This is a genomic window from Segatella bryantii (assembly GCF_022024215.1).
Classification (GTDB): domain Bacteria; phylum Bacteroidota; class Bacteroidia; order Bacteroidales; family Bacteroidaceae; genus Prevotella; species Prevotella bryantii.
This window is the reverse complement of the sequence record NZ_CP091798.1, coordinates 39897-59710: the sequence shown is the minus strand read 5'-3', so window position 1 is coordinate 59710 and position 19814 is coordinate 39897. Positions and strand designations below refer to the sequence as shown.

Sequence of the window (19814 nt, the reverse complement as noted above, 5' to 3'; positions counted from 1 at the left end):
GTACCTTTGTTAATAATTGCGAATGAACTAATAGTTATCGTGAAGAGATTATTTTTTATAATTACCATACTTTCATGTATGATAACCACTATTGATGCTCAACGGTCTAGCTCTTGGGAGAGCTACTTGGAACAAATACAAGACATGGATGACTTTGAATCCATCTCCTGGGACGATTATACTGATATTCTGACGAATCTATCTGAGCATCCTATCAATATTAACACCGCAACCCGAGAAGATTTAGAGCAATTTCCCTTTCTCACGGCCCAGCAAATTGAAGATATACAGGCTTACATCTATCAATATGGACCGATGAAGAGTTTGGGAGAAATAGCTATGATTGAATCTATAGGATATTATCAACGACAGCTATTGAGTTATTTTGTTTATCCCGGAGAAATCACAAGCAAAACTACCCTCACTTTAAAAAATATCTTAAAATATGGAAAACACGAGATTGTAGGAAGTATGAAAATTCCCTTCTATGAACGGAAAGGTGACAAAAATGGATATTTGGGCTATAAGTATAAACATTGGTTTCGCTACAATTTCACCTATGGACAGAATGTTAAATTTGGGATTCTTGGCTCACAAGACGCAGGCGAACCTTTTATGAGTCAAGGCAACTATCCTTATGACTTTTATTCTTTTTATTTCCAACTTCGAAATTTTGGAAAAATCAAGAATATTACTCTAGGTCGTTATCGCGTACATTTCGGATTAGGCCTAACTATCAACAATGATTTTGGCTTAGGCAAGACTATCACATTAACTACACTAGGCCGTAACAGCAATGCCATTCGTACACATTCCTCCCGATCATCAGCCAACTACTTACAAGGAGCAGCTACCACCATATCCCTACTCCATGGTCTTGATGTAAGTGCGTTTATATCTTATCGAAATATAGATGCAACTCTCAATACAGACAATCACACTATTGCTACTATTGTAAAAACAGGATATCATCGCACACAAAATGAGATAAATAAAAAAGATAATGCATCCACGTTCCTTTGTGGAACCAACATTCGATATTTCAAGAATGGATATCATATCGGAGCAACAGCCTTATATACATCATTTAACAAGCCACTAGCTCCAAAGACGAACCAAATTTACCGTCGATGGTATCCTCAAGGAGCATCATTTTACAATATGAGTATAGACTATGGATACACTAGTAACAAATTAACTTTTTCTGGAGAAACGGCTATCAATAATCTGAATGCTTTAGCCACACTAAATTTGGTCAGTTATGCCTTTAACAGCAATTTATCACTAATCACCATTCAGCGCTTTTACTCATACAAATATTATTCCTTATACAGTCAGAGTTTTAATGATGGAGGGGCTGTTCAAAATGAAAGTGGCATATATCTTGGTATAAATTGGCAACCTTGGCGAAAACTCACCATGATGGCATACACAGATTACGCCTATTTCCCATGGGCTCGTTATCGTACCTCAATGTCCTCTACGAGTTGGGATACTATGCTTTCAGGAACACTCCTACTACGAAAACCGTGGAATATCAACTTCAGATACCGATACCGAGTACGACAAATAAACAATTCATCAAAAACGGCTCTTATCAACCAAACAGAACAACATGCCAAGCTTGCCGTTAATAGCTCATTTAAGACTTGGAACAACACCTTAGAAGGCAATTTTAGCTATTCTAAAGACAACCACAAAAGCTTTGGATGGATGATCGCAGAACGCTCAAGCGTCGATATACACTTTTTACGCTTATATGCAGGTATCAGCTATTTCCATACACAAGATTTCAATAGTCGAGTATATGCCTATGAGCAAGGGCCACTTTATACTCTCAGTTTCCCTTCTTTTTATGGTGAAGGCATTCATTATATGCTCATGACCAAAGCCAATATCAACAGTCATCTCATGGTGTTAGCCAAAGTAGGTACCACTAACTATTTCGATCGAAATCACATATCAAGCAGTTATCAACAAATTAATCAATCCGCCATAACTGATTTAGATATACAGGTAAAGTGGAAATTTTAATATCAACTACAATAATGTTTCCCCATTAAGTACACGTTCAAATTTATCTAAATAGGCCATCGCCATCACCTTTGCATTAAATTGATCTGCAGCATATTCATGGCAGAGTTTTGAAGAATAACTAGGTAGGTTCTGAAGGTGACTTATTATTGCTTGTTCATCACCTAAAAATCCGACTTCAGATGGTATTAACTCTGACAAAGCCCCTCTTGGTGTACCAAAGACCGGAGAACCATAGTAAAGAGACTCTATCAAGCAAAGGCCAAATGGCTCATCCCACAATATCGGGAAAATCAGGCCCTTTGACTGTTGAATAATCTGTTGCTTTTCTACATTATCAACCATACCATGAAAATGAATACGCGGACTTAAAGTAAAGCGAAACCCCATCTTAAGATTCAGACGATATCCACCCAATACATCAAGATGAGCATGAGGAATATTTTTTGCAATGCGTATAGCACCCTTCACATTTTTAACTTTCCATGCAGCTTTGCCTAAAAAATGGAAATGATTACGTGTAAGAGATAAATTAACAGCTCCATACTCATCCCAATCTAAGCCATTGTATACATAAGAGCTGCTACCATAACGCTTGGCATGATCAGCCGATACAAATATCGAGTAAGGAGAAATTGTTGTTCCTTGAGGTAAATTACCATTTATCGTAACAACATAAGGTTGTTTAAGGTTTTCTTCATAAACGGTATCACTAAAATGCACAATATCTGTATCCCCAGGAATCTGCTTACCAATACTCATATTGGGATTAATAGCTACTACTCTAGCAAAAGGACATGATGATCCGGAATGTACCAAAAACGTTACTTGATGCCCCATGGCAGAAAGCTCCTTACCTAAAGCCCAAATTACACGTTCGGTACCACCATAATGTTTTACTGGGAGAATCGTATCTTTAACTATTGTAATATTCATCTATTTACTAAAATTATTCTATCGTTCAACTTCCAAATACAATATCATATTCATGCAGTCATTAAAACCTTAGCAAAAGTACAAAAAAAATATATCTTTGCCAAAACTATCAGCATTACTTAATAATATCATTAAGTATCCGTTACTATCACTAAAGCACATGTAACATCATTATTTCAAGTTTAATTAACATCTATAAATATTTAGAAATCATCATCTCTTCCAAGCCGATTCATTTTATTTTTGTAATTTTGCATACATAAATCAAAAGGAATAGAAATCAATGGAAAATCTTCAAGAGCAATCAACACAACATTATTATAGAAAACAAATGCTCAGATTCATTCTGACTTATTTTTCCCTAGTGATACCGAGCATTCTACAAAAACCAATATTTACAGCATTATACTGTAATGACACTGAGTATTTTACAGATTGTACCAAAGTTATTTATCACGGACTTTCGCTTGATTTTACAATTGCTGGATATTTAATGATTATTCCTGCATTGCTGCTAGTAGTATCTATATGGTCTGATTCTAAGTATCTCAAAAAGGCTTTCACTATATACAATGGCATTACAGCAAGCCTACTGATTACCATATTTTGTCTGAATATCATACTTTATAAATTTTGGCGATTCCCATTAGATTCAACCCCTCTTTTCTATTTTCTTTCATCGCCTAAGGATGCGATTTCTAGTGTCAGTCTCGGCTTTGTAGCCATTGGCCTTTTAGTCACTTTCGTGTTCATTTACATGACCTATTTGTTTTTGAATAAATGCCATTCTCTTATAGCTATCACTCCCACATATAACAATAAAAAGAAGATAATATCTACCGTCATACTTATCATATTCACAGGATTGCTAATCATTCCTATAAGAGGTGGAATAACAGTATCTACACAAAATACGGGTACTGCTTATTTCAGTGAGAAAATGGAGCTTAATCATGCTGCTGTCAATCCAGCATTCAGTCTCTTCGAAAGTATAATAAAAGAAAATGATTTTGCTGGGCAATATCGTTTCATGGACAATCAGGAAGCCAACCGTATCATGAACGGTCTAATTAACACAAGCGATAAAGGGATGAAAACCATTCTCTCTACCAAACGTCCGGATATATACATTGTCATTTTAGAAAGCTTTTCTGATTCCGTCATGAAAACAGGAGCAACACCCCAATTGGCTAAATTAGCAAAAGAAGGCATTTATTTTGAGAATATGCACGCCAATAGTTTCAGAACTGACCGAGGTACCTTGGCGATTCTTAGTGGCTATCCTGCTCAGCCAACTATGAGTCTTATGAAATATCCTAAAAAGACCAATACCCTTCCTTCTATCGGTAAAAAATTAGCTCAAGCAGGATACGGATTGAAATATTTTTATGGTGGCGATGCTGATTTCACGAACATGAGATCTTATCTTGTTAGCATGGATTTCACGGATATTACTAGCGATATTAATTTTCCTGTAAAAGACAGACTAAGTAAATGGGGGGTACCAGATCATCTCGTTTTTCAACGCATGGAGGAGGAACTCACCGAACAAGACAAAAAGCCTAGACTGTGGGTATTGCAAACTAGCAGTTCTCACGAGCCTTTTGATGTTCCATATCATAAATTAAACAACAAAGTGCTGAATGCCTTCAACTATACCGATGACTGCATTGGCAAATTTGTTACAGCACTTAAAAAAAGTCAAAAGTGGGATAATGCTCTCGTCATATTTATCCCAGATCACTTAGGATGCTATCCTGAAACTATCGATAATTTCCATATCTATCGATATGAAATACCGATGATTTGGACAGGTGGCGCCATCACTGGTCATCAAAAAATAGAAACATACGGATCACAGCAAGACATCGCAGCTACCTTATTAGGGCAACTATCTATAGATCATAGTGATATGAAATTTAGTAAGAATATGCTAGCGACATCTATACCTCATTTTGCATTCTTTACTGTTCCTGATGCATGGGGAATGGCCAAGAAGGACAAATACGTAATTTTCAATAACAAGAATGAAAAAGTTGTTACTAAGAGTGGTAACTACAAATCACTTGTTCCACAAGGAAAAGCCTATTTACAAAAACTATACGATGACATTGCTGCAAGATAAATGAATGCGCATAAAATACTTACCCAGTAGAGCATATTTCGTTAAATATTTCTACCTTTGCAAAATATATTTCAAATATGGGTGAAATTAAACTATAAAAATGGCCGATTATAATATACAAACTGTACATGATAAGATTTTAGGCATTTGTAAAGCACTTGATGAAACTTGTAAAAGTCATGGACTAACTTATTATCTATGGGCTGGTACCATGATAGGTGCCGTACGGCATCAAGGTTTTATTCCATGGGATGATGATATGGATATCGCCATGCCAAGAGCTGATTATGACAAATTGATTGCCCACTGCAAAGAATGGCTACCACAACAATATGAAATGATTTGCAGCGAAAATGATGCTAACTATCCTTTGCCTTTTGCTAAAATTCAAGATGCAAATACTACATTAATAGAACGGGCTCACATGCATTATACTGGTGGTATATATCTTGATGTCTTTCCTATTGATGGTGTACCAACTGAATGGATAGCCCGCCATTGGCAATTCACACAATATCAATATTGGAAAAAGGTGCTTTATCTGCTTTATCGTGATCCTTATAAACACGGTCATGGAGTTAGTTCATGGATTCCTCTTTTATGCAGAAAATTCTATACTTTAAAGGGTGTACAGGATAAAATTCGTACCCTACTTCATAAATACAGCTATGATAACAACATACTTGTTGCTGATTATGATGACGGAATGAAAGGAGTAATGAATAAAAACATTTTAGGACATCCTACAGCCTTTACTTTCGAAAATACTACATTATTAGGTGTAGAACACTACGAGGCTTATCTGAGCAATAAATATGGCGATTATATGACGCTTCCAGATGAAAAACATCAGCGTCAACATAATTTTCACTACTTAGACTTAGAAAATTCATATAAAGACTATTATAAAAAAAATAAGAACTCTCTTTGAGTTCTTATTTTTTTATCTCAAATAATACAATAATTTCTTATAGGCTAGTTTCAAATTCCAGGTTAAACGGCGATACGTTTTCTTTTTTGCACTTTTTTCATTAATTGAAGATGCAAACAGACCCGTATGAGAGCCTTGAGTTGCTATACATGGATGACACCAGTAATAGTTTAATCCTGCTCGTTGTATCAACGAGGTATGATATAAATCTATCGGCATATCGCATCGATTTTCACGTACATGCTGAAGTATAAGTTCGGCAGCTTCTCTTGTGCAATACAAAGCACCTGTAAATCGATCTTTTTTGGCTATATACAAATGCTGGCCCTTTTTACGCTGAGAACCTGGCACAAAATGTAGACTACTGTCCTCAAAAGAAATAAGGGCCGTTGTAAGATGACGATTTTGTATTTCAGATAGACACTGATTAAATACTTTTTCAAAGTTAGGATACAAAAGCATATCATCTTCCAAAATCAAGGCGCCATCTAATTGATGATCTACAATATATCTTGCAGCTTTAAGATGTTTAGTTGCAACGGAAGTAGCAGGTGATATGCAATCCATCTCACCTGTAAAATATTGATGAACAAACTCTTGATTGAGATCATCCATATCACCATCGAGAATATACTCAAAAGAATATCCCCAGCTTTTCATCATTTTTTCAATATGCTTCTGTCGGTCTTCATATCCTTTTTTCACATGAAGAACCAATATTTTTGAGTTTATCATAGACTTATGTATACATTACTAATTTGAGTTGCTACATCACTATTTTCAAACCTACGCACATATTCACGACTTGCACGATTCAACGCCTCCCGATGTTCAATACAATACAATATAGCATTTTTCATCCCCTCTACATCATCAGGATCTACATATAGACAAGCCTCTCCACCAGCTTCTTCCAAACAACTGCCCGATGCTGCTACAACTGGTAATCCACTTTGAATCGCCTCAATAATAGGTATGCCAAAACCTTCATAACGAGAAGGATATACAAAGCATTGAGCCTGTTGATAGATAGCATAAAGATCATTATTAGGCACCCCTGAAAGGAAATGGACACGAGAGGCATACGATTTACCTTGTATACGTTTCATGATGTCACGATAATACTTGGTTTTTCGCCCAACAATGACAATATGAAAATCTTTAGGAAGTTTCTCTAAGGATTGAATAGCTAGATATACATTTTTACGTTCCTCTATTGTACCCACATTCAAGATATAGGTATCAGGAAGGTTATATTTTTTTTTGACCTCTTGAATTTGTTCTTCTGAAACCGTAACTTTAAAACGGGTACCACAACTCTGATAGATGACATCAATCTTATCTGCAGGAAAATTACTATAATGAAGTATATCACGTTTAGTACATTCACTGATAGCTATGATACGATCGGCCTCTTTCACGGATTGATAAAACTTACGTTTGTAGAGTTGCACATCTATCCAATGATAATATTCTGGATGACGAAGAAAAATAAGATCATGTATAGTCAGCACACTCTTTATACCTGTTTTTTTTAGTCCTATAGGCAATTCACCAGATAATCCATGATATATCTCTACCCCATCCCGTTTAAGATCTTTCACAACACCTCTACTACGCCACAAGCTAGCTTTGATTTTCGAGAAAATAGAAGAACTACATTTACCATTAGTTCCATTTGGATATTTAAAAATCACATTTTCATGGAATTCTATCTGATTGCGCAATTCATCTTTCCCCTGATCAGGCGCATAGAGGAAAAATTCATCATTATGATCGATGGCCGCTAAAGAATTAATTAGTGTACGACTATAACTGCCCAACCCTGTTCCATTTCTGACTATTCGTTTTGCATCGTATCCTATTTTCATTTATTTCTTCTTTTTAGGAACAACTTTACCATTAACAACTTCAAATCTTTCATTAAACTCTTCACGTGTACGTTTCCACCGATTATGACTCCAAAGATATAATTCAGGTTGTCTACGAATTGTTTTTTCGAGTTCTTGAAAATAAATATCTGTTATCTCAAAATCACGTATAACCTTGGTGTCACGGTGAATAACTTTCATCTCACAATTGTAATGACCTCGACAAACACGAGTTACATCACCATACACAAAGGCTTGTTTAGTATGTTTTACTATGCGCTCTGCACCAGTCAATACTGGTGTATCATGATTCAAGAAGTTGAGCCAATGATGCATATTCCACCACATGGGTACCTGATCAGCTATATATCCTACGACCAAAGGTTTCCCTTCACGCTCAAACTGAATAATCTTACGTAAAGACTCTTGCATCGGAATACACAAAGCTCCTTGACGCTCCCTGACGTATTTAAACAATTTGTCAAAATATTCATTTTCCAAAGGATGATAAAGCTGACAGCACAAGGCTCCAGGCGCCCAATAAGGCATTGCGGTAATCCATTCCCAATTCCCTAGATGACCTAAGTAGACTGCCATTGACTGGCCCTCTGATATCGCTTGGTTGAATTCTTCCAAACCTGTAAATGTCATACGTTTGCAGAGTTCTTCCTTACTCATCGTCATGAGTTTGATTGTCTCTACAAGATAATCGCAGAAATAATGATAAAATCCCCGCTCTATCTTCTTTAATTCTTCATCGCTTTTTTCAGGAAAAGAAGATTTCAAGTTTTTCCATATTACTTGATGACGGTATCTTATAACGTCGGCTATCAGCAAGCACAGTAAATCTGAAAAGATATACAATACCTTCAATGGTAATAGCGACATTACAAACCAAAAGCCATAGGCTAACAGGTATCCGATATAGGATAATTTTTTTTTCATGCGTTCGTAATATCAAAATACTTTTGTAATACCAAGTAAGAAATCAAATCTTCACGTTTCCGGTCCCTAAACTGGTTGATATATTCGTGTGCATGACAAACTATCGCTTCAGCCTCTTTAGGATGTTCTAGATAATAAGCGATACGTTCTTTAAGATCAGAGAAATCTGGCTTTATTTCTATATAATGATAATTTGGAATGAGCTTTCCTTCCATAAACCAAGTCTCACAAGTAGGCCTTGGCATCACTGCTATCGAATTGGAAGACATAATCCACTTCAGGTTACTCGCCACATCATTTCCTTCAAGTGCCATGATAAACTTGTAATCCAAATGTTCACCTATCGTTAACTTTTCAGTATACCATTCTGGATATTGCTTATCTATCACTCCAAGATTACACAATGCATCCCCATAATACATTTTCATAAAGTCATACCTATTCTTTTTGAAAATACTATGACTATGCTCCTGTATCATACCTCTAAAGATGACCATATCTTTCTTTTCTGCCCATTTTTTTTTATCATGAACAAATAAGAAATGACGAACCTTGTCTAGATTCAAAAGCACTGAATTTTCCTGATTCTGCTGTAAAGGTCGACTTTTAACAATAGAAGGTACTTCTGGTATATAAGTTATATCACCTGGCAATAGACACCAACGATTCTCTAAAGGGAAACTCTTGGCGTAGCTATATGAATCAAGATAGTAAACTTTTTGGCCTGTCATAAGCTGATCTTTCAACATAAGCGATTTCTCTTGAAACTTTTCCGGCTGAAAATCGGCACTGGTCAGTTGATTATAATAATTTACTCGATCCAAAATATACGCTTTATCCTCTCGCTTATCCAATGATTTCAAAATACGACGACGATTCCATACTTTCAGCCAATGGGGTGTGTAGATTGACAGATAGGATAGGATATAATACTTTAATTTGGAATTCTTTCCACTATGAAGTGTGTAATAAATTTTTCGTTTATTCATATTTCTTTATTTTTGTGCTGGCAAAAGTTTATCATTCACCATACGATACATGTATTGATAGATCATTGCTTTCAGCTCTGTTTCCATCTTATTTTGTTCTGGAACTTTACCTATCAAATTATGCTTCATGAATAAATCTGTTAATTTATACATAGCCTTGGTCGTCTTACCATCAAACTGCATTACATAACCATACTTCACATACTGATAAATACCATTAAGATAGTTAACAGCCCAAGTTTCTTGAGCAGGTGTACGAAGTAAGTCTACGCCAAAAGCCATATAAGTATTGGGATAACCAATATAGTTAAGTATCGTTGGCATAATATCAATTTGCTGAGCTATACCATCTATACGCTGAGCTTTGATTTCACCTGAAGGGTCATATATAATAATCGGTGAGCAAAAACCGCCAATATCGGTCTTATACTGCTCATGGTCACTCTGATTGGTATGATCACTTGTAATCACAAAAATCGTATTTTTAAACCAACTCTGTTTGCTGGCCGATGCAAAAAATTTGCCAATAGCCATATCAGTGTAACGTATACATTTGTGGATAGGAAGATGTTCTTCTTGATAGACATTCTTATATTTTTCTGGCACTACAAACGGATCGTGGCTAGATACAGTAAAGATTGCTGTCATAAAAGGCTGTTTCATTTCACCCATCTTTGCACAGTAGTATTGCATAAATGGTTCATCCCATATACCCCAGTTACCATCAAAATCAGCCTCCCCACCAAAACGGCTATCACTATCATAATCTTCACGCCCATAATAATTTTGAAAACCAATTTTCTTGGCAAAGGCCAAAAATCCCATAGAACCGCGTTTGGCTCCATGGAAGAAGGCTGTTTGATATCCCCACTTGCTCAATAATCCTGGTATTCCTGTATAGATATTCATTGACGCAGGTGTCAAAATAAACGGTTCACCAAAACGAGGTATACTACTCAATACAGAAGGCATACCATCTATGCTTTTACGACCATTGCAGAAGGAATAGCGGTACACTAGACTTTTCTCGATAATCTTGTCAACATTTGGCGTATAGCCTTTGTATTTCCCTTCAAAGAAATCATGATTAAAGCCACCAATATATTCACGCCCGAAACTTTCGACGATAAGAATTACAATATTCTTTTTCTGCACTTTCGAAGGAATATCATATAGCATTGAGGAAAGATACTCCTGACGGTGAATCGGTTCATATATTTTAGACGATTCTTCAAGTGAATGATAATAATCTGGCACCACAAAGTCTGCCTTTCCCAAGGTGCGGATAAAAGCAAAAGGAGTATTGAGAACTATGGCACAATCTGTAGGTCGGTCTACATACTCGTTTGCATTGCTAATCGTAATTGGACGAACATCACCCTTTAAGCCACCTCGACCTCCGCCTATAGTTGCCACAACAGCAATAATTAGACAAGCCAACTGAATAACAGAATAAATACATCTATACTTGGCCGTCATATAATGCTTAGCATCAGTACGTGGCATAACGTAAAGCTTACATACCAAATACATAACTACCGCAAAAACGACCACCAGATACCAATGCGTAAGTGTATTATTCAGAACTATACTTGCTATGTTATTCTCATTGTCGAATTCTCTAAACACAGAGGCCGTTGTACGACGAAGTGTAAAAGGAAAATAGACAGAATCAGCTAGATTAATGACCAGTGTAAAGCCATTAACGACAAGAAAAATCCCCTTACATACCTGATGATATACTCGATTTTCCTTTAGCCAAAGCGGAAATAGCATCAGTAATGTATAGAGACCGTTAGTATAAAGAATAGCAGAAGTATCAAACACCAATCCACCCTTCAACCAATGACTGATTGGGGTGGATGCTAAGCCATCTGCAAAATAGCTATAATTAACTAAAAAAAAGGTAACTCTAGCTAAGAAATAAATAAGATAAGCTAGAGCTATATTCAAAATCAAAGCAATAGGCGAACCAAAAGTTGATTTAAGTACTCGTTTCATACTAAAACTCGTTTAAACTTGTTGCATATCATGCAACTTCTTATAATAACCATCTTTGGTTATCAATTCTTCATGTGTGCCACGTTCCACGATGATACCCTCATGAAGCACACAGATTTCATCGGCATTTTTTATGGTAGAAAGGCGATGGGCTACAGCCACTGTCGTTCTGGTCTTCATCAAATGGGTAAGTGCATCTTGTACCAATCGCTCACTCTCTGTATCTAAGGCTGATGTTGCCTCATCAAGAATCAAGATAGGTGGATTCTTCAAAATAGCTCGGGCGATACTCACGCGCTGACGCTGACCACCAGAAAGTCGACCTCCACGGTCACCAATATTGGTATCAAAGCCATTTTCTGATTCTTGAATAAATTCGTATGCATTAGCTATCTTAGCTGCATTAGCGACCTCTTCATCTGTAGCGTTATCTTTACCAAATTTAATATTATTCTTGAAAGTATCATTAAAGAGTATAGCTTCCTGATTTACATTACCAATAAGTGAACGTAAATCTTGCACACCTAAATCTTTTACATTGATACCATCGATAAGCACTTCTCCCTCTTGCACATCATAGTAACGAGGTATCAAGTCTACTAAAGTAGATTTACCACTACCGCTCTGTCCTACCAATGCCACAGTATGTCCCTTTGGAATTATCAAATTAATATCCTTCAGCACATATTTCAGTTCTTGGGTCTGTCGATCTGTATACGCAAAAGAGACATGTCTAAACTCTATCTGATGTTCTAATGTTTTAATATGCTTAGGATTAGGACTATCTTTTATTTCGATTTCAGCATTTAAAATCTGATCAATACGCTCCATGCTGGCCAATCCTTTTGGGATATTGTATCCCGCTCTTGAAAATTCTTTCAATGGAGCTATAATACTATAAAGAATTACCAAATAGTAAATAAAAGTAGGACCATCAAGTACAGCCTTGTTTAATACCAAAATTCCGCCAAACCAGAGCACTATCATAATCATAACAGTACCTAAAAATTCGCTCATAGGGTGAGCCATCTGCTGTCGCACGTTTACACGAAGAATATGATCACGATAAGAAGAATTCGTTCTATCGAATCTCTTGTTCATTTTCTCCTCTGCATTGAACGCTTTAATAATACGAAGTCCACCCAGCGTTTCCTCTACTTGACTCATGGTATCACTCCATAAAGTTTGTGCATAGGCACTACGAGCTTTTAGCTTTCTACCAACAACACCCATAAACCAGCCGAAAACCGGTACAAAAATAATAGTAAACAGAGTTAATTGCCAGCTGATGGCCATCAATGTACCAAAATAAATTACGATTAAGACTGGATTTTTAAATAGCATATCCAGACTCGACATAATACTATTCTCTACTTCTTGCACATCACCACTCATACGAGCAATAATATCACCCTTACGTTCCTCACTGAAAAAACTCAGAGAGAGTGAGGTAATCTTCTGATATAATTGATTTCGTATATCTCGAACTACACCTGTACGTATAGGCATCATTGTAGCAGAAGAAAGGAAATAGGCTGCAGTTTTCAAAAAAGTCATAAAAGCTAGGAAAAAGCCAATCACCAGCAGAGCTGTGGTTGCACTAGTTTCCAGTATCATATCCTGCACATAATAAGACAAGTTATTCAGCAAGACTTCCTTATCAAAGGCCCATGGCATCAAATCATTGGCACGAATTCCACCATCCACCTGGAAAAGAATTTGCAGTATTGGTATTAAAGCTGCAAATGAAAAGATATTCAATATTGCTGATAAAATATTGAATATCACAGAAAAAGCGAGATAACGCTTATATGGTGGGACAAATCTTTTCAGTACTTGTAAAAATTCTTTCATATCTTGCAAATATACACCAAATGTGCAAAACTGCAAAGCGTTTTACAGTTTTTTACTTTACTTCTTCTCCAAAGAGAGTTGCAGAAGTAGAACCTGTAATCTTCACTTTGACAAATTCTCCAATATGATGATTACCTTTAGCCATAATAACGGCTTTGTTTTGTGGAGTACGGCCCATAAGTTGATTACGGTCGCGCTTACCAAATCGCTCGATAAGAATTTCAAATACCTTGCCTTCATCCTTCTTGTTCTGCTCTGCACTGATTTGGGTTTGCAAGCTAATCAATTCGTTCAAACGACGAATCTTTTCTTCTTCTGATATATTATCAGGCAGGTGTTCTGCAGCATAAGTACCAGGGCGTTCGCTGTATTTAAACATGAATGCACTGTCGAAACCTACTTCTTTCATCAGTGACAATGTCTGCTGGAAATCTTCTTCTGTTTCATCATGATAACCTACAAAAACATCGGTAGTAATGCCACAATCAGGGATAATACGATGAATAGCATCAATAGTTTTCATATATTTCTCGCGGGTATACTTGCGATTCATCAGTTTCAGAACTTTGTCGCTTCCGCTCTGAGCAGGGAAGTGGATATGATGACACAAATTTGGCTCATCAGCAATAGCCTGTAAAATATCTTCTGTCATATCCTCAGGATTAGATGTGGTGAAACGTACACGCATATCTGGCACAGACTCAGCGACCTTGCGAAGTAATTCTGCAAAAGAAGTACCATTCTCAGGACGCTTACCATTAGGTAACAGACCGTAACTGTTTACATTCTGACCTAAAAGGGTTACTTCCTTGAACCCCTTATCATGCAAATCTTTTACCTCACGCAGAATGCTTTCTACATCACGACTACGCTCACGCCCTCTTGTGAAAGGAACGATACAGTAATGACAGAAATTATTGCAACCACGCATAATACTAACAAAACCACTTACATGGTTACCACCAATACGCTGTGGAATAACATCACGATAAGTCTCTGTCTTAGAGAGTTCAACATCTATTGCAGGCTGACCCAATTCGCAACTGGCTATCATCTCTGGTAGATTAAGATAAGAATCTGGTCCACATACTAAATTAGCATAATGGTTCTGCACCAAATCTTCCTTTACACGCTCTGCCATACAACCCAGCACACCAAGAATAACCTTACGACCCTTCTTCTGCTCTGCATGGAGGGTTTCTAAACGGTTAAAAATTTTGTTTTCTGCATTTTCTCGCACACTACATGTATTGAGGAAAATGGCATCTGCCTCATCCTCATTATCAGTTGTCTCATAACCGGCCATCTTCATAACTGATGCAACGACTTCACTATCGGCCACATTCATCTGACAACCGTATGTTTCTATAAAAAGTTTTTTATCCATTTCTTACCTTAAATTGGGATGCAAAGTTACTGAAAATAAATTAATTACGCAAATTCTTCGTTGCAAAAAGCAAGACGAAGTAAATGACTACAGCAGATACCATACCTGCTATAGCATCGATGAGATAATGTGCCTGAATATATACTGTTGCCATACACAGGAACAAATAGATTGGAAGGATACTATACACTAACCATTTCTTACGCGTATGTATTGCAAGCAGCATGCATACTGTACTGATGCCCACATGGCTGCTTGGAAATGCAGCAGTAGGTCGTTCACCTGCATCTTTGGCATCCTCTACAAGACGATAAAACAGACCATCAGGATCACCTGGACTTGGCAAACAATCTGTATGTGTATTGAAATAATCACCTAATGCGGGGAACACCCCATTAGCGATATCATGAAGGCCTACTGCTTCATAATAGAAGGTTGGACCTGCTACGGGTACAAAAATAAAGATGACATAATAAATCAGAAATGCTGCCATCAAAATGAAAGTACAACGTTCAAATTCCTGATATTTCAGAAAGAAATAATATAGAGCTACATAAGCAATAATCGGATAATACATAAAATAGCCCATATCCATCAATTCACTAATAATGTGCGATGGAAAATTTTTAGCAAATACCAATGCAGGCTGAAAACCAAAGAGACTCTGCTCCCAGCCGGCAAAAATATAATCCATATTCATGAAAATACGGTTCAACTCATAAGTATCAGGATACCACCAGGCTAAAAGACCTAACTGTGGTACAATACGCATAAGCTTAGTCATACGACAAGGAACCATACGATATACGGCCCAAAGTAACAGGGTCATTACCAATATCTGCACTCGCCCCCAAATCATAGATTGTGGATTATGAAGACGAGTATAGGTAAAGAAAATCATCAACAGGGTAAAAGCCATATAGGCCAACACAGCCCATTCTAAAGCCAAAAGCCCCCTTTTAGGATTCTTCTCTATTTTAAAGTATTCTAAAAACATCATTTCACCATAAAGGATGGCCTATTAAAGCCAACCGTTTTCTTGATACCATTTTACTGTTAGCTTCACACCACGCTTCAACTGATAATGTGGGTGAAAACCAAGTTCATCTACAGCGGGTTCGATATCACATCGCCAATTGCGCTGCTTCAGAATGTTAAACTTATCGTTATTGAGTACTGTCATTTTTCCCGTCAGCCGGCCATAGTATTCACCGAAAAAAGTAATTACACGAAGCACCCAGATAGGAGCTTTAATACGCAACCACCATGGTTTACCCATTTCTGCATGGAGCAGATCACTAAACTCTGTAGACTGATATACTTTACCATCACTCAGGAAGTATTTCCTACCGCTCTTGCCTCTATCCAAAGCCTGGAACACAGCCTGAACAACATCGAGTACATATATGAAAGTAATATCCTGACACTTAAAGCCTACAGAGAAATCGATATGCTGCTTAATACTCTTAGCCATCATGAAATAATCTTTTTCTTTCGGACCATACACACCGGTAGGACGAAGAATGATATAAGATAACTGTCCATTCACAGATTCCAAGAACTTTTCAGCTTCGAGTTTACTTTTACCATATGCTGTATTCGGATGAGGTACATCATTTTCCTCGATTTCATGATAAGGTTGTTCTTCACGGACAGCTCCAAACACACTAAGTGAACTCAGGTATACCAATCGTTTCAAAGGCATTTTCAGCTCCAAGATAGCCTTTACGAGATTAATGGTACCCTCTGTATTCACTTTGTAAAAATCCTCCTGATGCAGACATTTTGTTGCACCTGCAGCATGAACAATATAATCAAAATTTGTATCAGCTAACTGCTGTTTCAGTTTTTCTTTATCTGAGAGATCAAGTTCTATGAAGTGGATACGCTCGTCTTGTAAATATCGACGACTACTCGATTTACGAACGCCAGCCCAAGTTTCCAAGCCCCTATTAAGGGCTTCTTCAACTATAAAACTACCAATAAAACCAGATGCTCCGGTTACAAGAATTTTCATTTATTTTTTTTATGTTTCGCTTGCAAAGATACGAATTATTTTGTAAGTTTGCATATAATAATGATTAAAAGACATTTTAGCTATGGGAAAGGGTAAAAAAGGAGGCAAGCGCCTCACGAAGAAACAATTGACAGAGAAATTGCTCAATCTTTTCCAATCGCATCCTGACGAGGTACTTTCTTTCAAAGATATTTTCCACATGCTTCACTTGGACACCCATCCGTTGAAGATGCTGGCTATCGACGTGATGGAAGAAATGGCTTGGGATGATTATTTGATGAAGATTGCGGATAACAAATACCAGCTCAATACCAAGGGACAGTTACTTGAAGGTACTTTCATTCGTAAAACAAATGGAAAGAACGCTGTAAAGCCAGATAATGACGAGACTCCAATTTTCGTATCAGAACGAAATTCGATGTTCGCCCTTAATGGCGACCGTGTACGTGTAGCTTTATTGGCTCGCCGCAAAAATCATATTCGAGAAGCACAAGTACTCGAAATTCTCGAGCACAGTAAGAATACTATTGTAGGACGTCTTCATGTGGGCAAGGATTTGGCATATTTGGTTACACCGAATAATATCTATTCACACGATATCATTATCCCTAAACGTAAATTGAAAGGAGGTAAAACCGATGATAAGGCTATAGTAAAGATTACACAGTGGCCTAGCGCCGAACATAAAGATATGTTGGGCGAAGTCGTTGATATATTAGGTGCTACAGGTGACAATGATGTCGAAATGAATACTATTCTAGCTCAATATGGCCTACCATACATTTATCCAAAGAATGTAGAGGAAGCAGCTAATCAGATTACTGGTGAGATTACCGAGAAAGATTTGGCTGAGCGTGAAGACTTTCGAGATGTTTTCACTTGTACCATCGACCCCAAGGATGCTAAGGACTTCGACGACGCTTTGTCGTTCAAGGAGTTGGATAAAGGTCTCTATCAGGTGGGGGTTCACATTGCCGATGTATCACACTACGTCAAAGAGGGTTCGGTTATCGATAAGGAAGCTTATAAGCGTGCTACCAGTGTATACTTGGTAGATCGTACTATTCCGATGTTGCCCGAACGTCTTTGCAATTTTATCTGTTCACTTCGTCCAGACGAAGAAAAACTGGCTTATAGTGTCATCTTTAATCTCGATGACGAAGCAAATATCAAGGCATATCGTATAGTTCATACTGTTATCAAGAGTAATCGTCGCTATGCTTACGAAGAGGTTCAACAAATTCTCGAATACAATGGAGTGATAGATGGTACTGGCGAACCTGCTCCAAAAGCTCCGAAAGATGGTTACAAAGGCGAGAATGCTACCATTCTTATCATGCTCGACCGTTTGGCTAAGAAACTTCGCGCCAACCGATTCAAGAATGGTAGTGTAAAATTCGATCGCGAGGAACTCCACTTTGATGTAGACGAAAAGGGCAAACCTACTCGTTGTTATTTTAAACGTAGCCACGATGCCAATAAACTGATTGAGGAGTTCATGCTTCTAGCCAATAAGACTGTTGCTGAGAGTATTGGCAAGGTCGCTCGTGCCAAAAAAGCAAAGGTACTTCCTTATCGTGTACACGACAATCCAGATCCTACTAAATTAGAAACCTTACGCGAATTCGTGGTCAAATTTGGCTACAAACTCAAAAGCACCAGTACCAAGGGAGCTACAGCTCGCAGTTTAAATAAATTGATGGAGGAAGTGAGCAAGAAGCCTGAGTCTAACATGATTCAGATGGTAGCCCTTCGTGCTATGATGAAGGCGAAGTATAGCGTACATAATATCGGTCACTTCGGTTTGGCATTTGATTACTATACCCACTTCACTTCGCCAATTCGACGTTATCCTGATACTTTGGTACACCGTCTGCTCACTCGTTATGCCGAAGGCGGAAGAAGTGTTAACGAGAAGCGTTACGAGGAACTTTGCGAGCACTGTTCTGAAATGGAGCTAGTAGCTCAAAGTGCAGAGCGCGATTCTATCAAATACAAGATGGTTGAATTTATGGGCGACAAATTGGGAGAGGTTTACGATGCTCATATCAGTGGTATCACCAGCTTCGGTATTTATGCAGAAATCGATGAAAACCATTGCGAAGGTATGGTACCTATGCGCGATTTACAAGATGACTATTATGACTTCGATGAGCGCAACTTCTGTCTCATTGGACGTCGCCGTCATCACAAATATCAGTTAGGAGATGCTATCAAGATTCAGGTAGCCCGTACTGATTTAGAGAAAAAGCAGCTCGACTTTACCATCTACGATGAAAACAAGAAGAATAAGAGATAACCTCTTCAAGAATAAAAGCCTGACAGGATCTATTCTGCCAGGCTTTATTGTTGTGTGTTTCACATACCTTTACTGAAGCACTTTTTTCTGTGCCTTAACTGTACCGTTCTTATATGTTGTACGAACGATTTTCACACCATGTTGAAGATTTGGAGTTTCTGCTCCGATAATTGTATATAATTTTTTTTAACTCTCTTGATATAATTTCATCTACATCAAGACTTCAATATCTGTTACCTTACTATTTACACTATAGTAAAGTTAACAGGCGTATATAAAAAGTAGTTTATTCATTAGGTCTGTAAATTGTCAAATTATTGATTTACTAAACGTTATTTATCCATATGAATCACTTAAAGGATTGCGTCTCTTTATATATTTATTGAGTATTCGCTTGGATAGGTTTTACTAGAGCAAAGGTGCAA

The 19814-nt window shown here is 37.4% G+C and carries 14 protein-coding genes; 4 read left to right on the top strand and 10 right to left on the bottom strand.

Going from position 1 to position 19814, the window contains the following annotated elements; translation table 11 throughout:
* Nucleotides 1–78: 78 nt before the first annotated feature.
* Nucleotides 79–2034: a helix-hairpin-helix domain-containing protein gene (locus tag L6471_RS04460; protein WP_231390724.1), complete on the top strand. Its 1956-nt coding sequence runs from the start codon at nucleotides 79–81 to the stop codon at nucleotides 2032–2034.
* Between the two features lie 6 nt (nucleotides 2035–2040).
* On the opposite strand, the gene L6471_RS04455 is transcribed toward L6471_RS04460, so the two are convergent.
* The gene (locus tag L6471_RS04455; protein ID WP_006283535.1) at nucleotides 2041–2970 is read right to left on the bottom strand and encodes a glycosyltransferase; all 930 of its coding nucleotides are present in this window, start codon (nucleotides 2968–2970) and stop codon (nucleotides 2041–2043) included.
* A gap of 283 nt (nucleotides 2971–3253) precedes the next feature.
* Between L6471_RS04455 and L6471_RS04450 the strand changes: the two genes are divergently transcribed.
* Nucleotides 3254–5095 (top strand): LTA synthase family protein, encoded by a 1842-nt coding sequence (locus L6471_RS04450; protein WP_177181300.1) that lies wholly within the window; start codon nucleotides 3254–3256, stop codon nucleotides 5093–5095.
* 100 nt (nucleotides 5096–5195) lie between these two features.
* Nucleotides 5196–6026, top strand: coding sequence for a LicD family protein (locus L6471_RS04445; RefSeq protein WP_006283537.1), 831 nt, complete (start codon nucleotides 5196–5198; stop codon nucleotides 6024–6026).
* 12 nt (nucleotides 6027–6038) lie between these two features.
* On the opposite strand, the gene L6471_RS04440 is transcribed toward L6471_RS04445, so the two are convergent.
* The 9 genes from L6471_RS04440 to L6471_RS04400 are packed head-to-tail and all read right to left on the bottom strand — an operon-like array spanning nucleotide 6039 to nucleotide 17090.
* Nucleotides 6039–6761, bottom strand: coding sequence for a glycosyltransferase family 25 protein (locus tag L6471_RS04440; protein ID WP_173651932.1), 723 nt, complete (start codon nucleotides 6759–6761; stop codon nucleotides 6039–6041).
* Nucleotides 6758–7897, bottom strand: a complete 1140-nt coding sequence (locus tag L6471_RS04435; RefSeq protein ID WP_173651933.1) for a glycosyltransferase family 4 protein — start codon at nucleotides 7895–7897, stop codon at nucleotides 6758–6760. Before L6471_RS04435 ends, L6471_RS04440 begins: the two co-directional genes overlap by 4 nt.
* Nucleotides 7898–8842 carry a lysophospholipid acyltransferase family protein gene (locus L6471_RS04430; RefSeq protein ID WP_006283540.1) on the bottom strand — a complete coding sequence of 315 codons (945 nt, stop codon included), beginning with the start codon at nucleotides 8840–8842 and terminating at the stop codon, nucleotides 7898–7900.
* Nucleotides 8839–9831, bottom strand: coding sequence for a glycosyl transferase family 90 (locus tag L6471_RS04425; RefSeq protein ID WP_094448292.1), 993 nt, complete (start codon nucleotides 9829–9831; stop codon nucleotides 8839–8841). Before L6471_RS04425 ends, L6471_RS04430 begins: the two co-directional genes overlap by 4 nt.
* A gap of 6 nt (nucleotides 9832–9837) precedes the next feature.
* A complete protein-coding gene (locus L6471_RS04420) occupies nucleotides 9838–11832 on the bottom strand; it encodes an LTA synthase family protein (protein WP_006283542.1) in 1995 nt (664 codons plus the stop codon).
* Nucleotides 11833–11844: 12 nt separating this feature from the next.
* Nucleotides 11845–13686, bottom strand: coding sequence for an ABC transporter ATP-binding protein (locus L6471_RS04415; protein ID WP_027453243.1), 1842 nt, complete (start codon nucleotides 13684–13686; stop codon nucleotides 11845–11847).
* A gap of 52 nt (nucleotides 13687–13738) precedes the next feature.
* Nucleotides 13739–15073, bottom strand: a complete 1335-nt coding sequence (miaB, locus tag L6471_RS04410; protein WP_027453242.1) for a tRNA (N6-isopentenyl adenosine(37)-C2)-methylthiotransferase MiaB — start codon at nucleotides 15071–15073, stop codon at nucleotides 13739–13741.
* A gap of 40 nt (nucleotides 15074–15113) precedes the next feature.
* Nucleotides 15114–16073, bottom strand: a complete 960-nt coding sequence (locus L6471_RS04405; RefSeq protein ID WP_006283409.1) for a phosphatase PAP2 family protein — start codon at nucleotides 16071–16073, stop codon at nucleotides 15114–15116.
* Nucleotides 16074–16094: 21 nt separating this feature from the next.
* The gene (locus L6471_RS04400) at nucleotides 16095–17090 is read right to left on the bottom strand and encodes an NAD-dependent epimerase/dehydratase family protein (RefSeq protein ID WP_237797479.1); all 996 of its coding nucleotides are present in this window, start codon (nucleotides 17088–17090) and stop codon (nucleotides 16095–16097) included.
* Nucleotides 17091–17172: 82 nt separating this feature from the next.
* Between L6471_RS04400 and rnr the strand changes: the two genes are divergently transcribed.
* On the top strand, nucleotides 17173–19389 hold the full coding sequence (rnr, locus tag L6471_RS04395) for a ribonuclease R (protein WP_027453240.1): 2217 nt from the start codon (nucleotides 17173–17175) through the stop codon (nucleotides 19387–19389).
* Nucleotides 19390–19814: the final 425 nt, after the last annotated feature.

Bases quoted from the DNA above. Each gene is read 5' to 3' on its own strand.
- miaB (WP_027453242.1), bottom strand. From the start codon at position 15,073: ATGGATAAAAAACTTTTTATAGAAACATACGGTTGTCAGATGAATGTG.
- L6471_RS04425 (WP_094448292.1), bottom strand. From the start codon at position 9,831: ATGAATAAACGAAAAATTTATTACACACTTCATAGTGGAAAGAATTCC.
- L6471_RS04420 (WP_006283542.1), bottom strand. From the start codon at position 11,832: ATGAAACGAGTACTTAAATCAACTTTTGGTTCGCCTATTGCTTTGATT.
- L6471_RS04415 (WP_027453243.1), bottom strand. From the start codon at position 13,686: ATGAAAGAATTTTTACAAGTACTGAAAAGATTTGTCCCACCATATAAG.
- L6471_RS04400 (WP_237797479.1), bottom strand. From the start codon at position 17,090: ATGAAAATTCTTGTAACCGGAGCATCTGGTTTTATTGGTAGTTTTATA.
- rnr (WP_027453240.1), top strand. From the start codon at position 17,173: ATGGGAAAGGGTAAAAAAGGAGGCAAGCGCCTCACGAAGAAACAATTG.
- L6471_RS04460 (WP_231390724.1), top strand. From the start codon at position 79: ATGATAACCACTATTGATGCTCAACGGTCTAGCTCTTGGGAGAGCTAC.
- L6471_RS04430 (WP_006283540.1), bottom strand. From the start codon at position 8,842: ATGAAAAAAAAATTATCCTATATCGGATACCTGTTAGCCTATGGCTTT.
- L6471_RS04455 (WP_006283535.1), bottom strand. From the start codon at position 2,970: ATGAATATTACAATAGTTAAAGATACGATTCTCCCAGTAAAACATTAT.
- L6471_RS04435 (WP_173651933.1), bottom strand. From the start codon at position 7,897: ATGAAAATAGGATACGATGCAAAACGAATAGTCAGAAATGGAACAGGG.
- L6471_RS04405 (WP_006283409.1), bottom strand. From the start codon at position 16,073: ATGATGTTTTTAGAATACTTTAAAATAGAGAAGAATCCTAAAAGGGGG.
- L6471_RS04440 (WP_173651932.1), bottom strand. From the start codon at position 6,761: ATGATAAACTCAAAAATATTGGTTCTTCATGTGAAAAAAGGATATGAA.
- L6471_RS04450 (WP_177181300.1), top strand. From the start codon at position 3,254: ATGGAAAATCTTCAAGAGCAATCAACACAACATTATTATAGAAAACAA.
- L6471_RS04445 (WP_006283537.1), top strand. From the start codon at position 5,196: ATGGCCGATTATAATATACAAACTGTACATGATAAGATTTTAGGCATT.